Genomic DNA, 24,703 nt, shown 5'->3' with positions numbered 1-24,703 from the left:
CATCCATAAAGCGCCTTTTATCAGGCGCTTTTTTGTGTCCTTAAAATAGGCATAAAAGCATTAAATGCGAATTAATGTAAGAATGATATTGATAATTATTAGCAATAATATTAACCTATTTACCTAACTGAAGTAAGTATATATAACTAATAGGATGATTATGTTTTTCTCAATATCAAAAAGGATCTTACTACTAGTTTCATTAATTAGTCTTTCAGCATGTCATTCGATAGAAAAACAACCTGCATCACCCGTAGATCTGGCAATTATTCAGTCGGCAAACATCATTGATACTCAGACTGGGCAATCCATCACAGCAGATACACTGTTAACACGATTAGCAAGTCAATCACGTGTGATTATTGGCGAAAAACATGATAATGCTTATCATCATGATATTGAATATTGGTTGATGACAGAGTTACCTAAAAAGCGACCCCAAGGCGCTGTTTTACTCGAGATGCTAACACCAAGCCAGCAATCCTTAGTTGATAACACAAAGAAACGTTATTCAGGCTCTGAATACTTACGTGATGAGCGATTAATGGCTGCATTAAAGTGGAATTCAGGTTGGCCTTGGAAATGGTATGGCAATATTGTTAAAGCAGGACTAAGCGCCGATTATCCTTTATTAGCCGCCAATATTGATCGCAGTGAAATATCTAGTGCGTATAAAAATCCTCCTATTATTGATGGTGTACATTCAACTGATAAATCCGTTCGCCAACTTATTCAAAAAACAATCGAGCTTTCTCATGGTGGCGAGCTTGATAAAACACAAGCAGAAAAAATGACAGTTATCCAGCAATTGCGTGATCGTGCAATGGCTAAAAGTTTATTAGATGCTCCGACACCCGCACTTTTAATTGCTGGCTCTTTTCATGCCACAAAAGTAATGGGTGTACCTTTACACGTTGCTGATTTAGCGCCGAATGAAAACGTGACAGTCGTGATAATGACGGAAGAGGGAAGTGATATCACTCCAGTTCATGCCGATTATCTTTGGATAACACCTGTCGCATTACCTTAATTTATTGATAACACGAATATGCTTATTTCTTCTTGTATGGATCAAATGCCAAAATTTCAGCTTTGCAGTTCTAAAGCGTTAATTTTGGCTATCGGTGTACATGCTATTTTTGTTATGGCTTACTTTTTTCTCAATAAAGAAAATACGGTATTAATACAAGAGCCTGAATTAGCTGTAATGATGAGCTTAAGTGAAAATGTACAAGCGCTCAGTGATGAAAAACAGGTTGTAGGGGTCGATCAACAACTGGCAGTGGCAAGCCAAAAAAAGGTAGAGCAAGATGTTGCTGAAAAGCAACCTGATCTTATGGTGAATGAAAATGCTGATATTTTGATCAAAAAACCCCAAAAAAGGGTCAATGTAGAGCAAACTGCTAAAGTAACTCCTGTTACCTCTCCTGTAAAACCTGCACCGATTATGAGTGAAAATGTGTCTAGCCAATCAGCACCTTCAAGTAGTCGCTCTGCGGCGAAACAGCAATCTAATGATGTCAGTGCAAATTATGACAGCGATTCAGATAGCTCAGAAAGCGCATTAGCATTATGGCAAGCTAAAACAAAAGGACACCTTAATCGCTATAAAGCCTATCCTGAAGAAGCAAAAAGCAAAGGCAGAAGTGGTGTTTCTAAAGTACGCTTTTTTGTTGATGAACAAGGTTATGTCATATCCAGTGAATTAATTCTCAGCAGTGGTGTGCGCTCTTTAGATAGAGAAGCACAAAGAGTACTCAAACGTGCAGAGCCCTTACCGATACCGCCAATCGAGTTATTGTCGAAAGGTAAAATAATGGTTGAAATGCCAATTGAGTTTTCTACACTAACGTTCTAACGACAGGTCAAAAGGAAATAAAACGTTATGCTAATCGCAACAAAAAAACGGATGACGTTGCAATTAACGAGTGCGATCATGGCATTGTTAATTTCAGCAACACCTGCATTGGCTCAAAATCAGAAGGACTCCCTAGTGACGCCACCAAAAGCGAACAAAGTACCTCATGTGATGACAGAACATGGCGATGCACGCACCGATAATTATTATTGGCTAAGAGATGATTCACGCAAAGATCCTAAAGTGCTTGATTATCTTAATGCTGAAAACGCTTATACCGAATCGGTAATGAAAGAAGGTAAGGCATTAGAAGAAACACTCTTTAATGAAATGGTGAGCCGCATGGCTCAAAATGATGAGTCTGTGCCTTATATTTATAATGGCTATACTTATCGTACTATTTACCAAGAAGGTAAAGATTTTCCTATTTATCAGCGTAAGGCAGTTAATAGTGAAGGTGAATGGGAAGTTCTCGTTGATGGAAACGAACGTGCTAAAGGGCATGAATTCTATCAATTAGGTGATTTGACCATTAGCCCTGATAACAAACGCATTGCCATTGCAGAAGATAAAGAAGGGCGCAGAAACTATAATGTTGCCTATAAAGATTTATCGGATAACACATGGAAAGAGAATGTGTTAACCAATATCTCAGCAAACTTAGTGTGGGCAAATGATAGCAAAACACTATTTTATGTTGATAAAGATCCGCAAACACTGTTGCCTTATCAAATTTATCGCCATCAATATGGCACAGATCGTAAACAAGACGTCAAAATCTTCGAAGAAAACGACGATCGTTTTTATACCTGGATGGGTAAAAGTAAATCTGAAGATTACATTCTTGTCTCTATTGAAAGCTCAACAACCTCTGAGTCTCGCTTAATTGACGCTAATGCTCCAGAAAAACCAATGGTTATCTTCTCTGCACGTCAAGAAGGGCGTGAATATGATATCGACCATTTTAATGGTGAATTTTATATTCGTTCGAATCATGAGAGTGAATTATTTGGTCTTTATAAAACATCATCAATTGATAAGCCTTGGGAAACCGTCATTGCGCCACAAAAAGATGTCGATTTAGAAGGTTTTGATCTCTTTAATCGCTGGTTAGTGGTTGAAGAAAGAAAACAAGGCCTAGTGTCATTACGCCAAATTGATTGGAAAACAGGTCAATCAACCAATGTCACATTTGACGATCCTGTTTATATGGCATGGTTAGGATTTAACCCTCAAGCAGATAGTGAAGAGCTTCGGTTCGGTTATACATCCATGACAACACCATCTTCAACTTATCAATGGAATATGCAAACACATCAAAAGCAACTGCTTAAACAGCAAGAAGTGAAAGGCTTTGAACGTGATTTGTATGAAAGTGAGCGCATTTGGGTAAAAGCACAAGATGGTGTTGAAGTTCCCGTATCATTAGTTTATCGCAAAGACTTATTTAAGAAAGGTGAAAATCCTATCTTAATTTATGGTTATGGCTCTTACGGTAGTAGCATTGATCCTTCATTTAGCTCACCTCGTTTAAGTTTGTTAGACCGAGGTTTTGTTTATGCGATTGTGCATGTGCGTGGTGGTGGTGAATTAGGTAAGCGCTGGTATAACCAAGGTAAAATGGAACATAAGGTTAATACTTTTACTGATTTTATTGATGCCACTAAATACCTAATTGCTGAAGGCTACGGAGCGCCTAAACACGTTTATGCTATGGGTGGTAGTGCGGGTGGTTTATTAATGGGCGCTGTTGTGAATATGGCACCAGAATTATACCGTGGTGTTGTATCTCAAGTTCCATTTGTTGATGTTGTGACAACCATGCTAGATGCATCAATCCCTTTAACAACAGGGGAATATGAAGAGTGGGGAAATCCTGCCGATAAAGACGTTTATTTCCGCTTAAAATCATATAGCCCATACGATAATGTCGTTGCTAAGGCTTATCCTCATTTATTAGTCACAACGGGATTACATGATTCACAAGTGCAATATTGGGAGCCTGCAAAGTGGGTTGCTAAATTGCGTGAATTAAAAACAGATAATAACCTACTATTACTTGATACGAATATGAGTGCAGGGCATGGTGGTAAATCAGGGCGTTTTAATCGCTTACGCGATACTGCAAAAGAATATGCCTTTATTCTGATGTTAGAACAACCTGAAGTCTATTTTAAAACTCAAAATATAAAATAGAATAATCTGTAATAATAAATAAGTTTAATAAAATTAGCCTGTCTCTCTTTAAGAGAGACAGTGCTATTATTTAAAGCGAATATAACAATAATAATATTTTCTAGTTTAATTACTTTATATAAAGCAACGTGAGCCTATTTAAATAAAAATAAAGAATAGGTTTATTATGAAATTTACAAGGAAAATACTTAGCACTCTTATTTTATTTTCGGGTATTAATCATCTTGTCATCGCATCTGAAGCGGATAAAGCGGTTCAATTTAGTAGCTTAAAAGTTTCATCAGCACAAAAAGAAACACCAGAACAAAAAGCATTGGGAAAACCAGGTGCTTATAGTTCTATTGGTGAAATTAATAATCTAGAGTCTGTTGAACAAGCATTACGATCAACACCTGGGACTTACACTCAAATGGATGTAAGTCAACCCGGTGTGAGTGTTAATATTCGCGGGCTTAGTGGTTTTGGGCGCGTTAATATGATGGTAGATGGTGTTACGCAAACAACATATAGCACATCTCCTAGCCAAATTAGCCATGGTGGTCAGCCATATAATCAATTTAATAGCATGCTTGATCCAAACTTTATTGTTCAAGTTGATATTTCTCGAGGTCAACAAGATGGTGAAAATAGTATCAATGCCTTAGCAGGTAGCGCTAATTTTAAAACTATTGGTATCGAAGATATTTTATTTAAAGGAAATTCATGGGGAGTAAGAAGTAAAGCAGCTGGTGGTACTAATGGGTTAGGTTATAACGGTATGGTCGCTTTTGCAGGACAACGTTCATTATTTAATGATAATGGTACAGCTGGTGCAATGATTGCGTTAAGTGGACACAAAATAGAATCTTCTTATAAAAATGGTGCTGGTTTTAATAGTGAAGAATTTGCGACTAATAAACATTTTAATCAAAAGCCCCATTCAGAATTAGCAAAAATTAATATTAAACCAAACGATTCCCATGAATTAGAATTAAGTGGTCGATTTTATAATAATAATTTTAATCGACGTAAAATTGATGCTAAAGATTATTATGCAAAATATCGCTATACACCATTAAATGATCTTTTTGACAGTGAAATTCGTTTGAGTCACAGCCAAGCGTCTCAAAAATTTGAAGGCGATTCTTTAATGAGCTTGCGTAATGCAAATGCCAAAAATACCTCTGATTCTCTCGTAGTTAAAAATACCAGCCGTTTTAATTATGGTGAAATTGATATGGCATTAACACTCGGCTCTAAATTAATGTCAACAGAATACAAGCGTAGTGTTATTGCGCCTTCTACGGACCCGTGGCAAGCAAATAATATGGTTGAAAATAATACATTTGCACCACAAGGAAAAAATGATTTAACTAGCTTCTTTTCACAAATGAAATTTGAATACGATATTTATACTCTTGACCTAAATTTAAATTATGTGGATTACAATATAAAAGGATATAAGCCAGCGTGTGCGGCTCGTGATGCATGTTTCCCTGAAGGTGAAATGAATGTAAATCGTCATGATAGAAATTGGGATCCTGGGGTGTTACTTTCCGCTGAAATTATTTCTGAATTTCAACCCTTTGTTAGTTATGCTCACACCATGAGAGCACCCACTTCACAAGAGATCTTTTTTGCCAATGAAGGTGGTGCTTCAATGAATCCATATTTAAAGAGTGAAAAGGCTGATACATTCCAGCTTGGGTTTAATAGTTACCGCCCTGATTTAATTATCGAAGGTGATAGCTTTCGATTTAAAGGATTATGGTATTACACAAAGATCAAAAATTATATTTCTAGTGAATCTTTTATCGTGTGCAAAGGAGGGATCCGTTGTAGAGCTGATGATACATTAACATTGGATGATTACGCCAATATGGAAAATGACGGTAATATTAATCTTCATACTAACAGTATCGATCCTGTGGTTTTACGTGGCTATGAGTTACAAGCTAATTATGATGCAGAAGTATTCTACGCTAATCTGTCATATAGTGATCAACGCACATCACAACCCACATCAATTGCTAGCTTAGATTTTGGACAATCACCAGCTTCTGAGCTTCCTAAATATTATGCCACTATAGATACAGGTATTCGCCTCTTTGATGACAGGTCATTAGAACTGGGTACGGTTATTCAAATAACAGGTAAATCACGAAAATCTTCACCAGAAGGTGTTGATTACGATTTAGGTATAGTGCCAATGGTTGAACAAGAAAAAATCCCAACGATAATTGACGTTTATGGTAATTATCAAATTAATAAAAATATCTCACTGAAATTCGCAGTACATAATTTAATGAATAAAAATTATTCTAATGCGCTTGATAGAAGTAATTCATCACCAATTATGCAAGATCCGAGTGCTAATACACAAACAGCTCGCGGTAGAAGTTATCTTTTTGCAGGAGAAGTACGTTTTTAATGTAACGTAATGATTATCATAAAATATAAATAATAAAAAACGGCATCAGTATAATTCGGATGCCGTTTTCCTTTTTTATTTATGTTGAACTAAACCATTTGATATGGCTAATTCTCATTTTTAGAGGCAGTCTTACGTTTAGCTTTTATCTTTTGTGTTTTAACCACTTCACTGGTGATCCAACCATCTTCAACACGCGTTTTTAGCGGATCGCCCACTTTCACCTGTTTGGTATTTTTCAGCACTTCTCCAGACTCTGTTTCGCTAATACTGTAACCACGAGAAAGTGTTGCGAGAGGACTCACACTTTCTAAGCGAGAACAGCTAATAGCGAATTGTTCACGTTGACGAGACAACTGTTGTGAAATACTTTCTCGCATACGGTAAATCAACTGTTGTTGTTGGCGAAGTAATGCTTGAATTTGGGAACTAGGCTCTTGGTAATTAAGGCGTTTTTGTAGTTGTGTTTGTTGATGTTGTTTGGCTTGCAATAGTCGCTGAAAACTAGAAACTAAACGCTGTTGTGTTGAAGCCAATACATTTTGCTGACGAGCAAGACGTAAATGAGGATGCTGTTGTTGTAAACGATGATGAAGTTGTGTTATTGCGCGTAATTTTTTTGCTAAATAGTAATCCATCGCCATTTCAAGGCGTTGTTGTTGTGATTGTAATTGGCGCAATAGCTCGAGCTTGTTACGGCTGATTAGTTCTGCTGCTGCAGAAGGAGTTGGTGCTCTAAGGTCGGCAATAAAATCAGCTATGGTTACATCAGTTTCATGGCCAACGGCACTTACAATCGGGATTTCACTGGCAAAAATAGCACGAGCAACGCGTTCATCATTGAATGCCCAGAGATCTTCTAACGAGCCACCGCCACGACCAACAATTAAAACATCACACTCTTTGCGGCGGTTAGCAAGCTCGATGGCATGAACAATCTGCATAGGCGCTTCAGCACCTTGAACCGCAGTTGGATAGATAAGAACAGGCAAAGAGGGGTCACGACGACGAAGAATATTTAAAATGTCGTGTAGTGCTGCTCCGGTTGATGAAGTGATAACACCAATTTGTTTAGCGGGTGATGGCAGGGGTTTTTTATGAATAGCATCAAATAAACCTTCTGAACTGAGTTTTTGTTTTAATAGCTCAAATTGTTGTTGTAAAAGTCCGTCGCCAGCAGGTTGCATACTCTCAACAATCAATTGGTAATCACCTCTTGGCTCATACAATGTAATTGTTGCACGCACTAAGACTTGCTGGCCATGTTGAGGGCGAAAAGTAACTTTAGTATTTTGCCCACGAAACATCGCGGCTCTAATTTGGGCATTAGTATCTTTTAACGTAAAATACCAGTGACCAGAAGAGGGTTGAGTAAAGTTGGAAATTTCAGCACTGATCCAAATGCGACCCATTTCCATTTCTAATAACTGGCGAACGGTCTTATTTAGACGGCTAACAGTAAAAATATTATTGTTTATCGGTAGTGTCATGTGAGCCAGATCAAATTTTAAAACAAAGACTTAATTGATTGATACTACCTAAGTTAGTGGCAGGATCAATAAAAATTTTGAAAAAAAACTAGAAGCAACCGATTACGGTGTGTATAATTCCGCGGCAATATTTTCTATTTCCTAAAAGCCGCCTTGGTGAGATATTGCTATGTTACGAATTAAAAAAGAAGCACTTACATTTGATGATGTTTTGTTAGTTCCTGCACACTCCACTGTTCTTCCTAATACTGCCGACTTGTCCACTCAACTGACTGAAACAATCCGCCTAAATGTTCCTATGCTTTCTGCTGCAATGGACACTGTGACTGAAGCGCCTTTAGCTATCGCATTAGCTCAAGAAGGTGGAATTGGTTTTATCCACAAAAACATGTCTATCGAACGCCAAGCTGAAGAAGTTCGTCGTGTGAAAAAACATGAAAGTGGTGTTGTCACTGATCCTATTACCGTAACACCAGAAACTTCTTTACGTGAAGTTCAAGCAATGACTGAACGCAATGGTTTTGCGGGTTACCCAGTTGTGACCAATGACAACGAATTAGTGGGTATTATTACTGGTCGTGATGTTCGTTTTGTTACTGATTTAGACCAACCTGTTACAGCAGTAATGACACCAAAAGAGCGCTTAGTGACTGTACAAGAAGGTGAAGCACGAGATGTTGTCATGCAAAGAATGCATGAAAAACGTGTAGAGAAAGCCTTAGTGGTTGATAACAACTTCCACCTGAAAGGAATGATCACTGTAAAAGACTTCAAGAAAGCAGAACGTAAACCAAATGCTTGTAAAGACGAACACGGTCGTTTACGTGTTGGTGCTGCTGTTGGTGCGGGTGCCGGTAACGAAGAGCGTGTTGCTGCATTAGTTGCTGCAGGCGTTGACGTTTTACTTATTGACTCATCTCACGGTCACTCTGAAGGTGTCTTACAGCGTATTCGTGATACTCGTGCATTATATCCAAATCTACCTATTATTGGTGGCAACGTTGCAACCGCAGAAGGTGCATTAGCACTAGCAGATGCTGGTGTGAGCGCGGTTAAAGTAGGTATCGGCCCAGGCTCAATTTGTACAACACGTATCGTAACAGGTGTGGGTGTACCACAAATTACGGCTATTGCAGATGCTGTTGAAGCGCTGAAAGATCGCAACATTCCTGTTATTGCAGACGGCGGTATTCGTTTTTCTGGCGATATCGCAAAAGCATTAGCAGCAGGTGCAGCTTGCGTTATGGTTGGTTCAATGTTTGCAGGTACTGAAGAATCTCCGGGCGAGATCGAACTGTTCCAAGGCCGTTCTTATAAATCTTATCGAGGCATGGGTTCATTAGGTGCGATGTCTAAAGGTTCATCAGATCGTTACTTCCAAACTGATAATGCAGCAGACAAATTAGTACCAGAAGGTATCGAAGGTCGTGTTGCTTATAAAGGTTTATTGAAAACTATCGTTCATCAACAAATGGGTGGTTTACGCTCATGTATGGGCTTAACAGGCTGTGCAACAATTAAAGATTTGAATACCAAAGCTGAATTTGTTCGTATCAGTGGTGCGGGTATTCAAGAAAGCCATGTCCATGATGTGACCATCACAAAAGAATCTCCTAACTATCGCTTAGGTATGTAATTTATTCCGAGAAAGGCTTGTTTTAGTTATTACTTTGTTTTGATTATAAATTAGCAAGCCTTTCAACTTTATGACTTTATCTGTTTTGGAATTCACCACAAATGACAGCAAATATCCATAATCATCGCATTCTTATCCTTGATTTCGGTTCACAGTATACGCAGCTTATTGCTCGTCGTATTCGTGAAATCGGCGTTTATTGTGAACTCTGGGCATGGGATGTTACAGAAGAACAAATTCGTGAATTTAATCCTAATGGTATTATTCTGTCTGGTGGCCCTGAAAGTACTACTGAAGACAACAGCCCTCGCGCACCAGAATACGTATTCAATGCAGGCGTTCCTGTATTAGGAATTTGTTATGGTATGCAAACGATGTCGATGCAATTAGGTGGCGACGTCGAAGTTTCTGGTGAGCGTGAATTTGGTTATTCACAAGTTGAAATTCGTGAAACTTGTGCACTGTTCCGTGATATTCAAGATTCTGTTAGCGAAGATGGTAAACCATTATTAGATGTATGGATGAGCCACGGTGACAAAGTTACTGCTATTCCATCAGATTTTGTAACGGTAGCGAGCACTGAGACTTGCCCATTTGCTATTATGGCGAATGAAGAAAAACGTTTTTATGGTGTTCAATTCCACCCTGAAGTTACACATACCCATCAAGGTTTAGCGATTTTAAAACGTTTTGTTTTAGATATCTGTGGTTGTGATGCGCTATGGACTTCTGCCGCAATTATTGAAGACACGGTTGCTCGTTTAAAAGAGCAAATTGGTGATGATCACGTTATTTTAGCGTTATCAGGCGGTGTTGACTCATCAGTAACTGCATTATTGTTAAACCGTGCGATTGGTAAACGTTTAACATGTGTATTTGTTGATAACGGCTTATTGCGTCTGAATGAAGCAGAACAAGTCATGGAAATGTTTAAAGGTAAATTTGACCTAAATATTATCCATGTTGAAGCGGAAGAGCGTTTCTTAACTGCGTTAAAAGGCGAGAATGATCCTGAGAAAAAACGCAAAATCATTGGTCATACATTCATTGAAATCTTTGATGAAGAAGCCGTTAAACAGCCACAAGTTAAATGGTTAGCACAAGGCACTATCTATCCTGATGTGATTGAGTCTGCTGCATCTGCAACAGGTAAAGCTCATGTAATTAAATCGCACCATAACGTGGGTGGCTTACCAGAAGATATGAAGCTGGGCTTAGTTGAGCCATTAAAAGAGCTGTTTAAAGATGAAGTGCGTAAGATTGGTTTAGAGTTAGGCTTACCATACGACATGCTTTATCGTCACCCATTCCCGGGCCCAGGTTTAGGGGTTCGCGTATTAGGTGAGATCAAGAAAGAGTACTGTGATTTATTACGTCGTGCTGATGCTATCTTTATCGAAGAACTGCATAAAGCTGATTTATATAACAAAGTAAGCCAAGCATTTACCGTGTTCTTACCTGTGCGTTCAGTGGGTGTTATGGGCGACGGTCGTAAATATGACTGGGTTGTTTCATTACGTGCAGTTGAAACTGTGGACTTTATGACAGCACATTGGGCACATTTACCATATGACTTCTTAGGTCGTGTTTCTAACCGCATTATTAATGAAGTTAGTGGTATTTCCCGCGTTGTTTATGATATCAGCGGTAAACCACCAGCAACGATTGAGTGGGAATAAAATAACGTTTATCAGTAATCGTTGATAAAGGTTAAAAAACCAATAGCCATCAGTAAGTTACTGGTGGCTTTTTTGTATATTTTATTCATTAATGATAGGATTATTTTTATAAATAATAAATTCAATAAAGTTTTGAATTGATATTTGCTCACTTAAAGGTAATTTAGAATAGGCTTTTCTATCGTAATTAATAGCACTTTTATCATTCTTAGGTATTAATAATTCATAAGCATGACGACCCATTGCTTTAGCTATGGCATCAATACTTTCAGTCGTGCCACTTGCTTCACAATTAATAATGCGGTTAACCGTTGACTGTGCAAGACCTGAGTCAATGGAGAGTTTAACTGTTGATTTTATTCCATCGTTTAACATGAATGTTGTGATGTTATCTGAGAGTATTTTGCTAATTTCTGTCGGAATGTATTCTTCTTTTTCTGATCCAGCATGACCTTCTTTCAAATGATCTACATCCATCCAATATTTACTAATTTTAGTCACGTATTCAATTTTTCGTGACATGGGATCGGTAAGTTCACGATGGCTTTTTAAATCTTTTGGTGATAGATAACGAGAAATCATGCTTGGTGCCACACCTAATGCATCAGCAAGTCTTTTTTGTTTGCCTTTATAATGATGTTCAAGAATATAAATTAAATTGTTTTTTCTGATTTCTGCAATACTTCTTATATCATCTGTGTTCATAGAAAACCCCAATAGATAAAAAATCATAAATAGATATTATATGGGGTAACATTACCATTTTAGCTATTTTTATCTATTCTGTTTTGAATGAACCGTGATTAAATTCATTAGCATGAACTCTCATTCCTAATAACCTTCCTTAATTCTTTTCTAATATCCTCTTCAAACCATGTACTATTATCAATAATAACTATACCTTCAGTTTTATCCGCTAAAATAATTTCTGTGTTAATATCTCTCTTATTTAATAATATCTGTACATGTTGTAAATTACGGCGTTTACCAGTAAACCAATTTTTATTAATAGTGAGTAAATTAACGGTGTCGGTATATCCGTATCCTAGCCATTGTTTTAAATTAAGTAATGCGATTTTGTTTTCTTTAGAAAAGATAGGGCGAAGAAGATAAAACTGACTGCCAGCGGCTTGAGCATCATAGATATCTTGCAGAAAATCCTCGACATTCTGTCCACTGCCAACGATATCAATTTTACCCGTATAGGTATCCACTAAATAGGCATTTACGCCAACATAACAGTGTTCTAGTTGATTATAAATAACATAACGTTCAGAGTTACAACGGATTATCCAAAAATCTTGCTTAGCCGATAATTCACAAAATAAATAGCAAATCGCTCATCACAAGGTGATGAATGACAGTGATTAAGAACGATATCTCGTGCTTGTTGTGAGGTAATCATTTAATTTATAAACCACCTAATTACACATGGGGGAAAATGAGAATTTGACTAAGTTTGTATTGGCTTATGTCTGTGTTATAACCATAGAATATTAGCGTTGAGATGTAAATTGGTGAAAAAAGTCACAAATAAAGGGATAAGGACATCATGCATAATGAGATATTAAAAAAATTACCGCAAATAGAACAAGAGCATCAAGTTAAATTACTTTATGTTGCAGAAAGTGGTAGCCGAGCTTGGGGATTTGCCTCAACAGACAGTGATTATGATGTGAGGGGTATTTTTATACGCCCTCGCAATGCCTATCTTTCTATCGATAAACCTAAAGAAACCTTTGAATGGATAGAAAACAGTTGGTTTGATGTTGGTGCTTGGGATATCACCAAAGCACTGCATTTATTACGTAAATCGAACTGTATATTATTAGAGTGGCTCCAATCACCAATAATTTATCAAGAGTATCCTAATGTTCAAAAAGAGTTATTTGAGCTTGCAAAACTCTTTTATCAACCCAAAGTGATTGTTCACCATTACCGAGGAATTGCTAAAGTTGTAAGTGGATATTCTCCTGAAAATAACTCAAAGAGTGAGATTAGTGCAGAGCCAATAAAATTAAAAAAATGGTTCTATATGCTACGTTCTCTTTTATCCGCTTATTGGACAGTAAAAACGGGTGATATCCCACCAATGGAGTTGAATAAACTGATAAAAATTTTAACTAGTGAAGAACAAAAAGTCATCAAAGAGCTAGTAGAATTTAAATCAGATAAAAATGAGCACTTTATTTTGATCCCAACAGATGCGATGCAATATTTAGTGATTTTTTTATGGCAAGAGACAAATGTTCAATTAGCAAAAAGAACAGTGCCAGACAATGATATTTTAAATAATTGGTTTAGGAAGAAATTAGATGAAACTGACCATTGAAGATATAAAACCTTACCTTTTATTTGAAAGCATCGCTGGAAGTCGTTCTCATAACCTTGCGACGGAAACATCAGATACGGATATTAAAGGCATATTTTATCTCCCTAAAGATCTTTTTTATGGGTTGGAATACACGCCACAAGTCAGTAATGAAACCAATGATATCGTTTATTATGAACTAGGACGATTTATAGAACTATTGTGTGCATCTAATCCTAATATTTTAGAATTAATTAATTCACCTGAAGATATGGTTATTTATCGACACCCTTTAATGTCATTAATAAAGCCAGAATGGTTTCTATCTAAAACTTGCGTTCAAACATTTGTGCACTATGCACAGGGTCAGATTAAAAAAGCGCAAGGGTTAAACAAAAAAATAGTCAATCCGGTCGAAAAAAAATTAAAAACTATTCTCGACTTTTGTTATGTGATTGAAGATGGAAAAACAATTTTAATCAATACTTGGTTAGAGAATCGACATTGGAAACAAGAACATATTGGATTAACAAAACTTGCCCATGCTCAAGATATTTATGCAATTTATTATGATGATAAAGCGACTTATCAAGGAATAATAAAAAAAGAAAGTGCTAATGATGTATTGCTAAGCAGTATTTTTAAAACAGCAAAATTAGAAGGTTATCTCAGTTTTAATACAGAAGGTTATAGCGCATATCGCAAGCAATATCATGAATATTGGCAGTGGGTTGAGCAACGTAATAATGTTCGTTACCAACAAAATATCGATCATGGGCGAAGTTACGATAGTAAAAATATGATGCATACCTTTAGATTACTCTATATTGCATTAGGGATCGCACAAGAAGGAAAAGTAAAAGTTTGGTGTGATAATCGAGATGAATTATTAGCAATTAAAGCGGGTCAGTTTAGTTATGATGAATTATTAGAACGCAGTAAAACTCTTATCAAGAAAATTGAGAATGCATTTCACCTAAGCACATTGCCTGATGAAATTGAACCTTCAATTGCAGAAGTTGCACTTATAAATATAAGAAAAGAGCTTTATAAATAGTGGGAAAATAAACTAATCTAGAAAACTAATATCCCTTACGTAATGTAAGGGATATGCTATTTTTAATATTTTAAGTATATAAACTGAATACAAAAATATTTATCAAATAGCGTTGGCGTATAACCATATCAATTGGTTGCAAGATACTCTGGATAAGCATCTATTAACTTCATATAGACACGCTTGTGCTCTGCTTTCTTTCTGAAATCCTGTTTTAAACAGACTTTACTTGAGTTTTTTAACTCAGCAGGTATGTTTTCAGCGTTTGTAGAGGCAATAATGGAAAAACGCACTTTCTTTTTAGACCGGCTTAAATTATAAGGTAAACCTAAAATACGTCTTGCGACTCTGTTTGTTTTCACAACTCACTCCTTTTTGCATGTAATTTAGAGAAAGCCTGCTCATTATAACAGAAAATAAAAAGAATAAGATGTTGGTAAGTTTATTAATTTAGCATTAAAAACTATTTAACCTATATATATTTAAAATATATTCATACCAATAAAATAAATAATCTCCTATTTATTATTTAAAATGTCTGTATTAATTTAAAATAAGAAATTTAATTTAACATTAACAATAAGTTACTTGTCTAATAATTGAGATGGTATAAGATAATTTTATTTACAATTCATTATCATTTTTTTTGAAAAAATATTAAAAAAGAGATCTCACTAAAAATTTAACATTGTTTTAATTCAAGGATGTATGGAGCCAATTAAGATAACCTTTAAAACCATTTTCAATCGGTATTATAATTACTTCAGGAGTATCGTAAGGATGTATTTTGACAAGAGTATCAATTAAGTTTTGCTGTTTGCTCTTTTCAGATTTTATCATCATAAGTATTTCATTATCTTCAATAATTTCATTATTCCAATGATAAATAGATTTGACTTGAGGGATTAAATTTACACAAGCAGCAAGTTTCGCATTGATGAGGTAGTGAGCAATTTCATTAGCGATTGTTTCATTTGGTGCTGTGGAGTATGCAATTATCATTATTTTTCCTGTTAAAATTAATTTGATTTTTCATAGCAACAATAAGGATTGGGTAGTTTTAATTTTATCAAAATAAAACTTTTTAAAACTTAAAGCTAATATTTTTATTTTTAGCGAAATAAAATAGCATTTTCAAAAAAAACTTTCTCGATATGAACTGTTTACGGCATTATTAAGGGCTTTTTACGTATTATAAGGTTCTTGTAGTAAAGAAAAATATCAGGGTGCCGATATTATTAGTAGATTAATGAAATGTATCTATTTGTGTTATAAGGCTTAATTTTGCCAAAGGCATTTTTGTCTTCAATAATATCTCTAATATAAAATAAACTAATTAGTCATAAGATTTATAAAAATTTGTGGGGTTTAAAATGGATAATAATTCGCTAAAAAACGCGAGTTTATTTGATAATGATCCCGTTCTCTATGCTGCTTGGCTTTACTATCAGGACGGACTCAGCCAAAGTGAAGTTGCAAATATAATGGGTGTTTCTCGTGTCACTGTAGTGAAATATTTGCATCTAGCTAGAGAAAAAGGATTCGTAAATATTAACTTGGATTCATCAGTATTTTCTACGATTGATTATGCCATAAGAATAAAAGCAAAATTCGATCTTAATAATGTGCTTATTTTACCTGATGAAGAAAAGAATAAATCGCAACATACTTTAAATATGAACAGAGAAAGATTAGCAAAAGCAGGAGCGATGTATCTTTCTCAGATAATTAATGATGATGATATTTTAGGTGTTGCTTGGGGACGAACAATTTATAAATTGGGTAATTATCTTCCACCCAAGTCATTAAAAAATATCACAGTACTACAAATGATAGGCGCAGTGGCACCACAGCCTGATTTTAAAACAACAGAAGCAGCCGCGTTAATCGCAAACAAGTTATCAGGGTGCAGCATTAATTTACATGTACCTGCGGTGGTGTCTAGCGCACGCCTAGCAATGGAACTTCAAGCGGAGCCTATTATTAGGCGTAATTTTTCAGCGCTAAATCAGTGTAATAAAGCTCTGTTTGTTGTGGGTAATACACGCGATGACAATCCTTTGGTAACAACGGGGGTTTTAACGAGCAGTGAAATGGCTCAATATCGTGATTTGGGTGCTGTTGGTGTAATTTGTGGGCGTTTTTATGATGCGCAAGGCAATCCTTTGGTTTCTGATATTGATCTTAGGATTATGGGAATAAGCCTTGCTCAATTAAGACAAATAACACAGCGACTTTTTATTGCAGGTGGTGTGGAAAATATTCAGGCAACAATAGGGGCGATAAAAGGAGGTTACGCCACGGATATTGTGATTGATGAAGTGACAGCGTTGGCATTATTAGAGCTAGATAATTAGTCATAAAATCCTCGTGAAAGCGAGGATTTGTCGGCAAACCGTTAGTTTAATATCTACTTGTCTCTGATAAAAAATAAAATATTTGAAGTATTTATTTTGAGTAGTTTCTTTTGTAAAGCTTACACATAAAGGAAAAGATAAAAATGATAAGTTGTTAACATTTTTCTCTTTTTTTATATGAGCCTCTTGCCTTAAACAGTTATATCATTCATTATATAAAAAATTATATAACGATAGTTAGGGTCTCCACTTTTATGAAACGCCAATTGCTTGCTGGTTTAGGACTAGCATTAGGATTAATTTGTCATAATACATTTGCAGCCGAGCTTCATCTTTATGCGGGAGCTGGGTTAAAACAACCTGTAGAGCAAGTTGTAAGTGTATTTGAAAAAGAGACAGGAAATAAAGTCACTATTGAATATGGCGGTTCAGGTCAAATATTAACACGCTTTAATTTAACTAAGCAGGGGGACTTATTCTTTCCTGGTTCACAAGATTATGTGGAAAAGTTAGATAAAGAAGGGCAAGTCGTTAATCAGTATTCTATTGTTCGTCATATTCCAGTTATTGCTGTGCGTAAAGATAAAGTGGGTGATATTAAAACACTAGAAGATCTTGCGAATAGCTCATTAAAACTAGGAATGGGTGATGCTAAAGCTATCGCATTAGGAAAAAGTGGCGAGCAACTCATTGATGCGTCAGGTCAAGGCGATAAATTACGTAATAAGGTTGTTGTGCGCACTGCAACGATTAAACAATTGCTTATGTATTTATTAAATGGGGAAGTGGATGCCGCCATTATTGGATATGCAGATGCAATGAAAAACCAAGATAAACTTGTTTTACTTCCAGTTCCTGAAGGCAGCCCAGAAGAAGTGGCAACACTTGCTGTTTTAAAAACATCAGCAAGCCCAAAAGAAGCACAATTACTTGCTGATTATTTTACGCGTGCTGAAGGGATAAAGGCTTTTACTGATTATGGTTTTCTTCCTGTAATTTCGAAACCATAGATTTTTTCTCACATAAATTGTGTTTTTTCGCCACCAACTCACTGGTGGCTTTTTTCATTATTACAGCAAAATAAATATCTATCTTAAAAAGGAAATAACGTGTTTCGATGGGCATTGATTCCACTTTTTTTGTTGTTATTTCTGATCTTAGGATCGCTAATTGCACTAATATGCCAGCTTTCTTATGTTGAATTGAGGCAAGTTATTACTGATCCTGAATTCCATTTTGCTATTGGTATGTCACTTAGTACAGCGTTAACTTCTTTATGTCTGGCTATTATCCTAGGTGTGCCAGCAGCATGGGCGATGGCAAGAATTCCTTTTAAAGGACATCGTTTTATTGATGCATTATTAGATTTACCCTTGGTGACTCCTCCATTAGTTATCGGTATCGGATTATTATTATTGTTAGGAAATCAGGGGCCTTTAGCAGGAGTTCTCCCTGAATTATCTCGTTCTCTCTTTTCACCATTGGGTATTATTATTGCCCAAACTTATGTTGCCAGCGCGATTATTATGAGAAATAGCCTCTCTGCTTTTAAATCTGTTGATCCTGCTTATATTCAAACTGCACAAAATCTAGGATTAACGCCAACAAAAACATTTTTCCTGATTGAGATCCCTCTATGTTGGCCCGCTTTAATGAGTGGAAGTATCATTGCATTTTCTAGAGCTTTAGGTGAATTTGGCGCTACATTAATGTTAGCTGGTGCGACAAGATTAAAAACAGAAACGTTACCTATGGCAATTTATTTAAATATCGCCAGCGGAGACTTCACCCTGGCAATAGGTTGTGCACTTGTTCTTATCGCTATCGCGATTACTTTACTATTTGCATTACATCGTTTGCAGCGAGAAAGGAAAAGATCATGCTAGAAATTCGTTCATTAACAACGGGTATATTAAAAGATGTTTCGCTGAACGTAGAGAAAGGAACATGCTTAGGAATAAGTGGTACATCAGGAAGTGGTAAAACAACACTTTTAAATGCGATTGCTGGATATACTTCATACTCTGGTGATATCTACCTTGCAGATAAAAATATAAATAAACAACCAGTGTGGTTACGTTCTTGTCGATATTTAAATCAACGGCTTTATTTATTTCCGTTTATGACGGTGACACAAAATTTATGGCTAGCACAATATGGTGCAAAACAGAAACGAAGCAAGGAGAGAGAAACGGCGATATTAGAGCAGATGGGAATTGAACATCTCGCAGCACGTTATCCTCATCAAATTTCAGGAGGAGAGCAACAACGCGTCGCATTGGCTAGAGCTCTTATTAGCCAACCCAAACTTTTACTACTGGATGAACCTTTTTCGAGTTTGGATTGGGAAACACGTTATCAGTTTTGGGATTTAATTGATTCCTTAAAATCTAAGGAAATAACAATGATCATGGTTACTCATGAGCCACGTGAAATCAGAGCGCTAGCAGATAAAACGATTTTATTATCTAAAGGACAAGTTGTTACTGAAAATTCTATACTATGAAATTATTGCCTTGCTTATTGATTACCAAGCCATTACTGACCAATGGATAATACGTCCCATAATTTTTACAGAATCAGTTTCCGCAGATTCATCAGGAAACTCGTCTTTATTATAGCTACGTATAATCAATTTACCGCCCGGTTGACGGTAGAGCAGCTTTATTCTAAATAAGGCATCTTGTTCGATAGCATAAATGCCACCATCAACAATACGTGTGTTGCCTGTATCAACGGTGACTGTTGAGCCATTTGGAATAACAGGTGACATACTATCGCCATAAACAGAAAAGCAAATAACGTTTTGAGAAGATGCGCCATAACGGCGTAATGTGCTTTTTGAAAATCTCAATTTATATCCATTATGATCTTCGTTTGTACAACAACCGTCACCTGCTGCGAGTTCGATACTTTTAAAATAGGGAATTTCCACTTCATCGGCACCTAAAGGGGTATTACTATCCCATTCACTCACTGGTTGCCATTCATTCTCTGGTGGAATTTCAGAATTCACATTGGGTTGTTCTTCACCTTCAAGTAGCCAAGCTAAATCACAATTTAGTGCTTTTGCTAATTCAGGTAAAAAACGGGGACGTTTAGTTTTACCACTTTCTAGCTGTTCTATGGATTGCTGGGTTGTTCTTGCTAAAGTAGCAAGTTCTGATTGTGTTAAACCTAACGCAATGCGTTTATCTTTGGTACGTTTCGCAATAGACATTAGTGACTCCTAATACGTGTCCTTACATATTCAAGTACAAAGAGTATATCGTAAAAAGAAAACAAATTAAATTGTATTTTATCTTAATCATAAAATTAAGAATAAATTAATTACTTAATTTTGAAAACCTCGTCTGCACTATCTGGTGGGGTGAGATAAGGGTTTTCATCAGTAACTTCAGGATCTCTCAAGACTTCTCCACAGAAAATAATAAGGTCCGGTCTTTTTTGTTTTAAGTAGTTAAGTCGTGTTGTGCATTCATCTTTAGTATAAATTGTTTCTGTAACAGGAACTGCATCACAAGAATCATTTCCACAAGGACTTACCAACAACACATAACCGACCAGCATGAGCTGTGAAGTAAACATAAAATATCCTTTTAACTATTCATGTTTGGTCATCAAAATCAGACCGCTAGATTACCTATTTGTTGATAAAAAAGCAGTTTCTATTTGTCTTAAATAGCATTAATGATGCAAAAAGGTGTATGTGATCACAATTTTTCTAGTGTTTGTTTGTATTTCTTTGCAATGTGTTATAGGCAAAAGACCTAAATATTAGGCAATAGTACGCTATGACATATTATGAAAACAAATAGAATTGTTTTTTAATCTGTTTGGTTGTTGTAATATTGTTATTTGTAATATTAATTGATATTTTCTATGAAATATTAATTTAAATGATGTTTATTAATTAGATAAATTAAGGTGAAATACATTATATTTAGCAAAAATTAAAGTACTTACATCAATAAATAGAGAATAATTTTATTTTAAGATTGTTGCAAAATAATAAAATTTATTCTTATTAATACTTGCTCTTAATTATATTCATTAAAATGAAAATAAAAAGTCAAAGTAGAGATAAGTTTTTTCTTATTTATTGATTATAAAGGACAAAAAATAAATTAATTTCATTATGTAACTAGTTACTGTGGATAGTCTTGAATTTTTCATTAGTCGAGCAAAGCCTAATTCAGTTCGTTTTTACCAAGTGAAAGGAAGTGAAGAAGCAAGAGAGATTGCGGTACAAACTGCATTAGAACGAGTGGGTGAAAATTTTAGTATTCATTTTGGGCAAGGTGTTTATTGCACTGAGCTAGTTGCTACAGCATGGTTAAAAGCAGAGGTTTCTATTTCTACTGGTGCTCGAAAATTAGATATGCCATTTATTTCGGATAATCCACTTATTCTTCCTGAAAATCTGATTAATTCTGAAAATATTATCCAATATCCCCAGTAACACTTATTCTTGCTATCTCTTAATAACACTTAACCAAGAAAAATAAATAACATTAAATTTCTAGCTCTTTGGAAAACTTACAGGTAGTATCTGTCTAAATTTATTTTCCTCTCTCTTTTGATTATTTAGGTCGTTGTTATGTAATACGCATTAAGGCACTGAAGGATATAGTGCAAATACAGAAAAATAAACTTACCGAATTTTTCTCTTAATTTGGTAGACCTTCTGTTACTTAATGAGTATTAAATAATGAATAATCAATCACAAAAATATGATAGAACCTATCACTATCCTTTTTCACCAGGCACAACAAACGACGATCGTATAAATGCGCAATGGTGGCAGGATATTTGCCAAATAAAACAACTTATCCATACAGAAAAACTGGATGGAGAAAATAATTGCCTAAATAAAATGGGGGTTTTTGCTCGCTCGCATGCAACTCCGACTCAATCAGCGTGGACATCTCAATTGCGTCAACGTTGGCAAATGATGAAAAACGATTTAGGTGAGTTAGATATTTTCGGTGAAAATCTATATGCCATTCATTCTATTGAATATACACACTTAGAAGAATATTTTTATGTGTTTGCAGTTCGTTATAAAGATAAATGGCTAAGTTGGGAAGAAGTGCAGTTTTATGCTTCTCTTTTTGATCTGCCAACGGTGCCAGAAATTAAACTGCCTGAATGTCAGGATAAAACTGATTTTGAAAATATGATTGTTTCACAAGCCAAGCAGGCAAGTTTTTTTCAATCACAAGATGTTTTAACGCAAAAACCAAGCCCAATGGAAGGCATTGTTACACGAGATACCCAGTCGTTTTCTTTAGATGATTTTTCACATCGTGTTTTTAAATATGTTAGAAAAGACCATGTTAAAACAGATGTTCATTGGAAAAAAAATTGGCGACGAGCCTCTTTAATTTGGGAAAAAATACAGGAGTCTCAATGATGCTTCATAAGAAATTACACACTGAAATGTCATGGGAACACCTCTGTGAACTGTATGACGAAATTAGTGATATGGCAGGTGTTATGCAGGATCCTATTCATCATGCAGAAGGTGATGTGGCGATACATACACAAAGAGTAATTAATTCAGTTAAATCATTGCCAGAATATGAAACGTTAACTGAAAGAGAACAGCAAATTTTATGGATCTCGGCACTTCTTCATGATGTAGAAAAACGTTCTACAACACGAGAAGAAGAGGGGCGAATTGTTTCACCGGGTCATGCACGTAAAGGTGAATTGACAACGCGTCTTTTTCTATATGAAACAGTACCTTTAAATTTTGCAGATAGAGAGCAGATCGCAGCTTTAGTTCGTTTTCATGGATTACCGCTGTGGGTGATGGATAAACCTGATCCTAAAAAAGCACTGCTTGCCGCATCATTAAGAGTAGATTGTTATTTATTAGCATTATTGGCTAAAGCTGATGTTTTAGGGCGAGATTGTGAAGATAAGCAGGTCCTTTTTGATAAAATTGCGCTATTTACACTTTATTGCGAAGAGTTAAATTGTTGGCGTAGAGTCGCCCCATTTCCTTCAGATGATGCTCGTTTTCACTATTTTTATACAGAGAATAGTACGGATTGCAATTATGAGCCTTATCCTGAAAAAGGAAGTGAGGTCACGGTGTTATGTGGATTACCGGGTATGGGAAAAGATACCTTTATTCGCCAACATTGTGCAGATATTCCGATTGTGAGTTTAGATGATCTCCGTCGCCAGCATAATATTAAACCTGATAACAGAGATGCTAATGGTTGGATAGCACAGCAAGCAAAAGAACAAGCCCGTATTTATTTACGAGAGCATAAACCTTTTGTTTGGAATGCAACTAATATTACGCGAAAAATGCGAGATCAGCTTATCTCTTTATTTTATCGCTATAATGCCAAAGTCACCTTGGTTTATATTGAAGTTCCTTATGCGCAATGGCAGAGGCAAAATAATGCACGAAATGAAGCTGTGCCAGCTAAAGTAATGGAACGCATGTTGAGTAAATTGGAAGTACCCACACCAGAAGAAGCGCATAAAGTGATTTATTGGATTGAAGGGCAATCTCAGATCATACTTTAATAATTTGATTAATTTCAGTGAAATGACAAGTAGGTTATAAAAATAAAGTGAGGGTTACTTATAAAAATAAGTAACCCTTTTATTATTTATTAAGCTGGACTAATTTAGTAGGATTAATTTGCAGGTAAAACAACGCATTAAATTTATTTTTTAACGTGATGAATAATATCAAAATAGGTATTACGATCATCAGAATTTGGATAAATACGATAAGTATACTCGTCATTTTTAACCGTGATATTTTCTACATCTCGGGTGAAGAGCGTTTTACCTTCAGTATCTTTCGCAACCAAGGTACGTATTTTCCCATCATCTGAGATTGACCAGTCACCTTGCATTTTTTGTTTACCTTCAGGTGTAAACATAATAAACGTGCCATTAGGGTAGTATTCAGCAAGGCCAAAATAATTAGTTACTTGTGCATTATCTGCAGTTGTTTTATTACCTTTTTCATCGATAGCATCTGTCGTTACCCAAACTTTTTCTATCATGATTTTTTCATAATCATTAAGCTCTTTTTGAGCCTGAATAACACCTTGAGTTTGAATATTGGTAGATGATGTTGAACTCTCTGTAGCGAAAAGAGAAAAGCTAGCGCTTAATAATGAGATTGCGATAAGTGATTTTATTTTCATTGATATATCCTTATTTTATATTGTGCTTTTGTCAGGAATTTATGTTGTGTCTGACGGTATGAGTAAATTTAAGTATAAAATAGGCAAAGTGCGAGGAAAGAAGTATGTCTAAATGTTTCTGATAAAAAGACTTTTTGACAAAAATAAATGGTTTAAAATATCGATATATTTATTTTTATTGGCGTTATTGTCTGCATTTATTCTTATTCTAGATGTAATTACTGTGAATGAAGTGGTTAAAAAAACAAATCATATTTATAGATGGTATAGAAAATAGATAAAAACCATTCTTGATTTACAATATGAACTCAAAGATTGACTTATATGTGAACTAAATAGACAAAGGTGATGACTTTTTTATCTAATTAAATGTTACTTAGATCACAAAAATGAAAGATGAAAAATGAGTGTGTTTTAAGCATTGCTTTTGCATTACTTAAGTAATTTACGTCCTTTGTCAAAAGGGTATCGTTTTCTTTGGTATTTAATGATTAGAATTCCTTGATGGTAAATTCTGACTAAAAA

23 protein-coding genes are annotated in these 24,703 nt (G+C 35.5%); 15 read left to right on the top strand and 8 right to left on the bottom strand.

The window, feature by feature from the left end; translation table 11 throughout:
• The first annotated feature begins 160 nt into the window (after window positions 1-160).
• The 4 genes from C0T34_RS02245 to C0T34_RS02230 all read left to right on the top strand — a co-directional run bounded on the left by C0T34_RS02245 (window position 161) and on the right by C0T34_RS02230 (window position 6,464).
• A complete protein-coding gene (locus C0T34_RS02245) occupies window positions 161-1,030 on the top strand; it encodes a ChaN family lipoprotein (RefSeq protein ID WP_109849647.1) in 870 nt (289 codons plus the stop codon).
• A gap of 45 nt (window positions 1,031-1,075) precedes the next feature.
• On the top strand, window positions 1,076-1,858 hold the full coding sequence (locus C0T34_RS02240; protein ID WP_233063621.1) for a TonB family protein: 783 nt from the start codon (window positions 1,076-1,078) through the stop codon (window positions 1,856-1,858).
• A 27-nt stretch (window positions 1,859-1,885) separates the two neighbouring features.
• The gene (locus C0T34_RS02235; protein ID WP_098942513.1) at window positions 1,886-4,054 is read left to right on the top strand and encodes a S9 family peptidase; all 2,169 of its coding nucleotides are present in this window, start codon (window positions 1,886-1,888) and stop codon (window positions 4,052-4,054) included.
• A 166-nt stretch (window positions 4,055-4,220) separates the two neighbouring features.
• Window positions 4,221-6,464 (top strand): TonB-dependent receptor, encoded by a 2,244-nt coding sequence (locus C0T34_RS02230; protein ID WP_109849645.1) that lies wholly within the window; start codon window positions 4,221-4,223, stop codon window positions 6,462-6,464.
• A 107-nt stretch (window positions 6,465-6,571) separates the two neighbouring features.
• On the opposite strand, the gene xseA is transcribed toward C0T34_RS02230, so the two are convergent.
• Window positions 6,572-7,954, bottom strand: coding sequence for an exodeoxyribonuclease VII large subunit (gene xseA / locus C0T34_RS02225; RefSeq protein ID WP_109849644.1), 1,383 nt, complete (start codon window positions 7,952-7,954; stop codon window positions 6,572-6,574).
• 169 nt (window positions 7,955-8,123) lie between these two features.
• Between xseA and guaB the strand changes: the two genes are divergently transcribed.
• Entirely contained in the window at window positions 8,124-9,590 is a 1,467-nt protein-coding gene (gene guaB, locus C0T34_RS02220; protein WP_098942516.1) for an IMP dehydrogenase, read from the top strand.
• Between the two features lie 101 nt (window positions 9,591-9,691).
• Window positions 9,692-11,269 carry a glutamine-hydrolyzing GMP synthase gene (gene guaA / locus C0T34_RS02215; protein WP_109849643.1) on the top strand — a complete coding sequence of 526 codons (1,578 nt, stop codon included), beginning with the start codon at window positions 9,692-9,694 and terminating at the stop codon, window positions 11,267-11,269.
• Window positions 11,270-11,350: 81 nt separating this feature from the next.
• On the opposite strand, the gene C0T34_RS02210 is transcribed toward guaA, so the two are convergent.
• Both C0T34_RS02210 and C0T34_RS02205 read right to left on the bottom strand, forming a co-directional pair.
• Window positions 11,351-11,974, bottom strand: coding sequence for an XRE family transcriptional regulator (locus C0T34_RS02210; RefSeq protein ID WP_239450313.1), 624 nt, complete (start codon window positions 11,972-11,974; stop codon window positions 11,351-11,353).
• 107 nt (window positions 11,975-12,081) lie between these two features.
• Complete coding sequence (locus C0T34_RS02205) at window positions 12,082-12,483, bottom strand: hypothetical protein (protein WP_109849642.1); 402 nt, start codon at window positions 12,481-12,483, stop codon at window positions 12,082-12,084.
• A 338-nt stretch (window positions 12,484-12,821) separates the two neighbouring features.
• Between C0T34_RS02205 and C0T34_RS02200 the strand changes: the two genes are divergently transcribed.
• Window positions 12,822-13,601, top strand: a complete 780-nt coding sequence (locus C0T34_RS02200) for a nucleotidyltransferase domain-containing protein (protein ID WP_098942519.1) — start codon at window positions 12,822-12,824, stop codon at window positions 13,599-13,601.
• A complete protein-coding gene (locus C0T34_RS02195; RefSeq protein WP_109849641.1) occupies window positions 13,585-14,637 on the top strand; it encodes a nucleotidyltransferase domain-containing protein in 1,053 nt (350 codons plus the stop codon). The genes C0T34_RS02200 and C0T34_RS02195 overlap by 17 nt, the downstream gene beginning before the upstream one ends.
• Before the next feature lie 128 nt (window positions 14,638-14,765).
• Here C0T34_RS02195 and sra read toward each other — a convergent pair whose 3' ends face one another.
• Both sra and cutA read right to left on the bottom strand, forming a co-directional pair.
• On the bottom strand, window positions 14,766-14,999 hold the full coding sequence (sra, locus tag C0T34_RS02190; protein WP_098942521.1) for a stationary-phase-induced ribosome-associated protein: 234 nt from the start codon (window positions 14,997-14,999) through the stop codon (window positions 14,766-14,768).
• 331 nt (window positions 15,000-15,330) lie between these two features.
• Window positions 15,331-15,639 carry a divalent-cation tolerance protein CutA gene (cutA, locus tag C0T34_RS02185; RefSeq protein ID WP_098942522.1) on the bottom strand — a complete coding sequence of 103 codons (309 nt, stop codon included), beginning with the start codon at window positions 15,637-15,639 and terminating at the stop codon, window positions 15,331-15,333.
• A 371-nt stretch (window positions 15,640-16,010) separates the two neighbouring features.
• On the opposite strand from cutA, the gene C0T34_RS02180 reads away from it, so the two are divergent.
• The 4 genes from C0T34_RS02180 (at window position 16,011) to C0T34_RS02165 (ending at window position 19,500) form a co-directional block, all read left to right on the top strand.
• Window positions 16,011-16,994, top strand: a complete 984-nt coding sequence (locus C0T34_RS02180) for a sugar-binding transcriptional regulator (RefSeq protein ID WP_109849640.1) — start codon at window positions 16,011-16,013, stop codon at window positions 16,992-16,994.
• A 254-nt stretch (window positions 16,995-17,248) separates the two neighbouring features.
• A complete protein-coding gene (gene modA, locus C0T34_RS02175; RefSeq protein WP_098942524.1) occupies window positions 17,249-18,004 on the top strand; it encodes a molybdate ABC transporter substrate-binding protein in 756 nt (251 codons plus the stop codon).
• 99 nt (window positions 18,005-18,103) lie between these two features.
• The gene (locus C0T34_RS02170) at window positions 18,104-18,880 is read left to right on the top strand and encodes an ABC transporter permease (RefSeq protein ID WP_098942525.1); all 777 of its coding nucleotides are present in this window, start codon (window positions 18,104-18,106) and stop codon (window positions 18,878-18,880) included.
• Window positions 18,874-19,500: an ATP-binding cassette domain-containing protein gene (locus C0T34_RS02165; RefSeq protein WP_109849639.1), complete on the top strand. Its 627-nt coding sequence runs from the start codon at window positions 18,874-18,876 to the stop codon at window positions 19,498-19,500. Before C0T34_RS02170 ends, C0T34_RS02165 begins: the two co-directional genes overlap by 7 nt.
• A gap of 21 nt (window positions 19,501-19,521) precedes the next feature.
• Here C0T34_RS02165 and C0T34_RS02160 read toward each other — a convergent pair whose 3' ends face one another.
• Both C0T34_RS02160 and C0T34_RS02155 read right to left on the bottom strand, forming a co-directional pair.
• Window positions 19,522-20,214: a helix-turn-helix transcriptional regulator gene (locus C0T34_RS02160; protein WP_098942527.1), complete on the bottom strand. Its 693-nt coding sequence runs from the start codon at window positions 20,212-20,214 to the stop codon at window positions 19,522-19,524.
• Window positions 20,215-20,324: 110 nt separating this feature from the next.
• Complete coding sequence (locus C0T34_RS02155) at window positions 20,325-20,582, bottom strand: hypothetical protein (RefSeq protein WP_098942528.1); 258 nt, start codon at window positions 20,580-20,582, stop codon at window positions 20,325-20,327.
• Window positions 20,583-21,147: 565 nt separating this feature from the next.
• Between C0T34_RS02155 and C0T34_RS02150 the strand changes: the two genes are divergently transcribed.
• The 3 genes from C0T34_RS02150 to C0T34_RS02140 all read left to right on the top strand — a co-directional run bounded on the left by C0T34_RS02150 (window position 21,148) and on the right by C0T34_RS02140 (window position 23,543).
• A complete protein-coding gene (locus C0T34_RS02150) occupies window positions 21,148-21,456 on the top strand; it encodes a YiiX/YebB-like N1pC/P60 family cysteine hydrolase (protein WP_109849638.1) in 309 nt (102 codons plus the stop codon).
• Window positions 21,457-21,705: 249 nt separating this feature from the next.
• Window positions 21,706-22,410, top strand: a complete 705-nt coding sequence (locus tag C0T34_RS02145; protein WP_098942530.1) for an RNA ligase family protein — start codon at window positions 21,706-21,708, stop codon at window positions 22,408-22,410.
• Window positions 22,407-23,543 (top strand): AAA family ATPase, encoded by a 1,137-nt coding sequence (locus tag C0T34_RS02140; RefSeq protein ID WP_109849637.1) that lies wholly within the window; start codon window positions 22,407-22,409, stop codon window positions 23,541-23,543. Before C0T34_RS02145 ends, C0T34_RS02140 begins: the two co-directional genes overlap by 4 nt.
• Before the next feature lie 143 nt (window positions 23,544-23,686).
• Here C0T34_RS02140 and C0T34_RS02135 read toward each other — a convergent pair whose 3' ends face one another.
• A complete protein-coding gene (locus C0T34_RS02135) occupies window positions 23,687-24,178 on the bottom strand; it encodes a DUF4822 domain-containing protein (RefSeq protein ID WP_109849636.1) in 492 nt (163 codons plus the stop codon).
• Window positions 24,179-24,703: the final 525 nt, after the last annotated feature.

The sequence above is a fragment of the Proteus sp. CA142267 genome, from assembly GCF_003336825.1.
In the GTDB taxonomy this organism is placed as follows: Bacteria; Pseudomonadota; Gammaproteobacteria; order Enterobacterales; family Enterobacteriaceae; genus Proteus; species Proteus terrae.
The sequence above is the reverse complement of the archived record's forward strand: the minus strand, read 5'-3'. Positions and strand labels throughout refer to the sequence as shown.

Excerpts from the sequence above, each read along its gene's own strand:
- C0T34_RS02155 (WP_098942528.1), bottom strand. The coding sequence starts at position 20,582 with ATGTTTACTTCACAGCTCATGCTGGTCGGTTATGTGTTGTTGGTAAGT.
- C0T34_RS02200 (WP_098942519.1), top strand. The coding sequence starts at position 12,822 with ATGCATAATGAGATATTAAAAAAATTACCGCAAATAGAACAAGAGCAT.
- C0T34_RS02230 (WP_109849645.1), top strand. The coding sequence starts at position 4,221 with ATGAAATTTACAAGGAAAATACTTAGCACTCTTATTTTATTTTCGGGT.
- guaB (WP_098942516.1), top strand. The coding sequence starts at position 8,124 with ATGTTACGAATTAAAAAAGAAGCACTTACATTTGATGATGTTTTGTTA.
- C0T34_RS02145 (WP_098942530.1), top strand. The coding sequence starts at position 21,706 with ATGAATAATCAATCACAAAAATATGATAGAACCTATCACTATCCTTTT.
- guaA (WP_109849643.1), top strand. The coding sequence starts at position 9,692 with ATGACAGCAAATATCCATAATCATCGCATTCTTATCCTTGATTTCGGT.
- C0T34_RS02235 (WP_098942513.1), top strand. The coding sequence starts at position 1,886 with ATGCTAATCGCAACAAAAAAACGGATGACGTTGCAATTAACGAGTGCG.
- C0T34_RS02135 (WP_109849636.1), bottom strand. The coding sequence starts at position 24,178 with ATGAAAATAAAATCACTTATCGCAATCTCATTATTAAGCGCTAGCTTT.
- C0T34_RS02240 (WP_233063621.1), top strand. The coding sequence starts at position 1,076 with ATGCCAAAATTTCAGCTTTGCAGTTCTAAAGCGTTAATTTTGGCTATC.
- C0T34_RS02210 (WP_239450313.1), bottom strand. The coding sequence starts at position 11,974 with ATGAACACAGATGATATAAGAAGTATTGCAGAAATCAGAAAAAACAAT.
- C0T34_RS02140 (WP_109849637.1), top strand. The coding sequence starts at position 22,407 with ATGATGCTTCATAAGAAATTACACACTGAAATGTCATGGGAACACCTC.
- C0T34_RS02165 (WP_109849639.1), top strand. The coding sequence starts at position 18,874 with ATGCTAGAAATTCGTTCATTAACAACGGGTATATTAAAAGATGTTTCG.
- C0T34_RS02195 (WP_109849641.1), top strand. The coding sequence starts at position 13,585 with ATGAAACTGACCATTGAAGATATAAAACCTTACCTTTTATTTGAAAGC.
- C0T34_RS02180 (WP_109849640.1), top strand. The coding sequence starts at position 16,011 with ATGGATAATAATTCGCTAAAAAACGCGAGTTTATTTGATAATGATCCC.
- modA (WP_098942524.1), top strand. The coding sequence starts at position 17,249 with ATGAAACGCCAATTGCTTGCTGGTTTAGGACTAGCATTAGGATTAATT.
- C0T34_RS02245 (WP_109849647.1), top strand. The coding sequence starts at position 161 with ATGTTTTTCTCAATATCAAAAAGGATCTTACTACTAGTTTCATTAATT.
- xseA (WP_109849644.1), bottom strand. The coding sequence starts at position 7,954 with ATGACACTACCGATAAACAATAATATTTTTACTGTTAGCCGTCTAAAT.
- cutA (WP_098942522.1), bottom strand. The coding sequence starts at position 15,639 with ATGATAATTGCATACTCCACAGCACCAAATGAAACAATCGCTAATGAA.
- C0T34_RS02160 (WP_098942527.1), bottom strand. The coding sequence starts at position 20,214 with ATGTCTATTGCGAAACGTACCAAAGATAAACGCATTGCGTTAGGTTTA.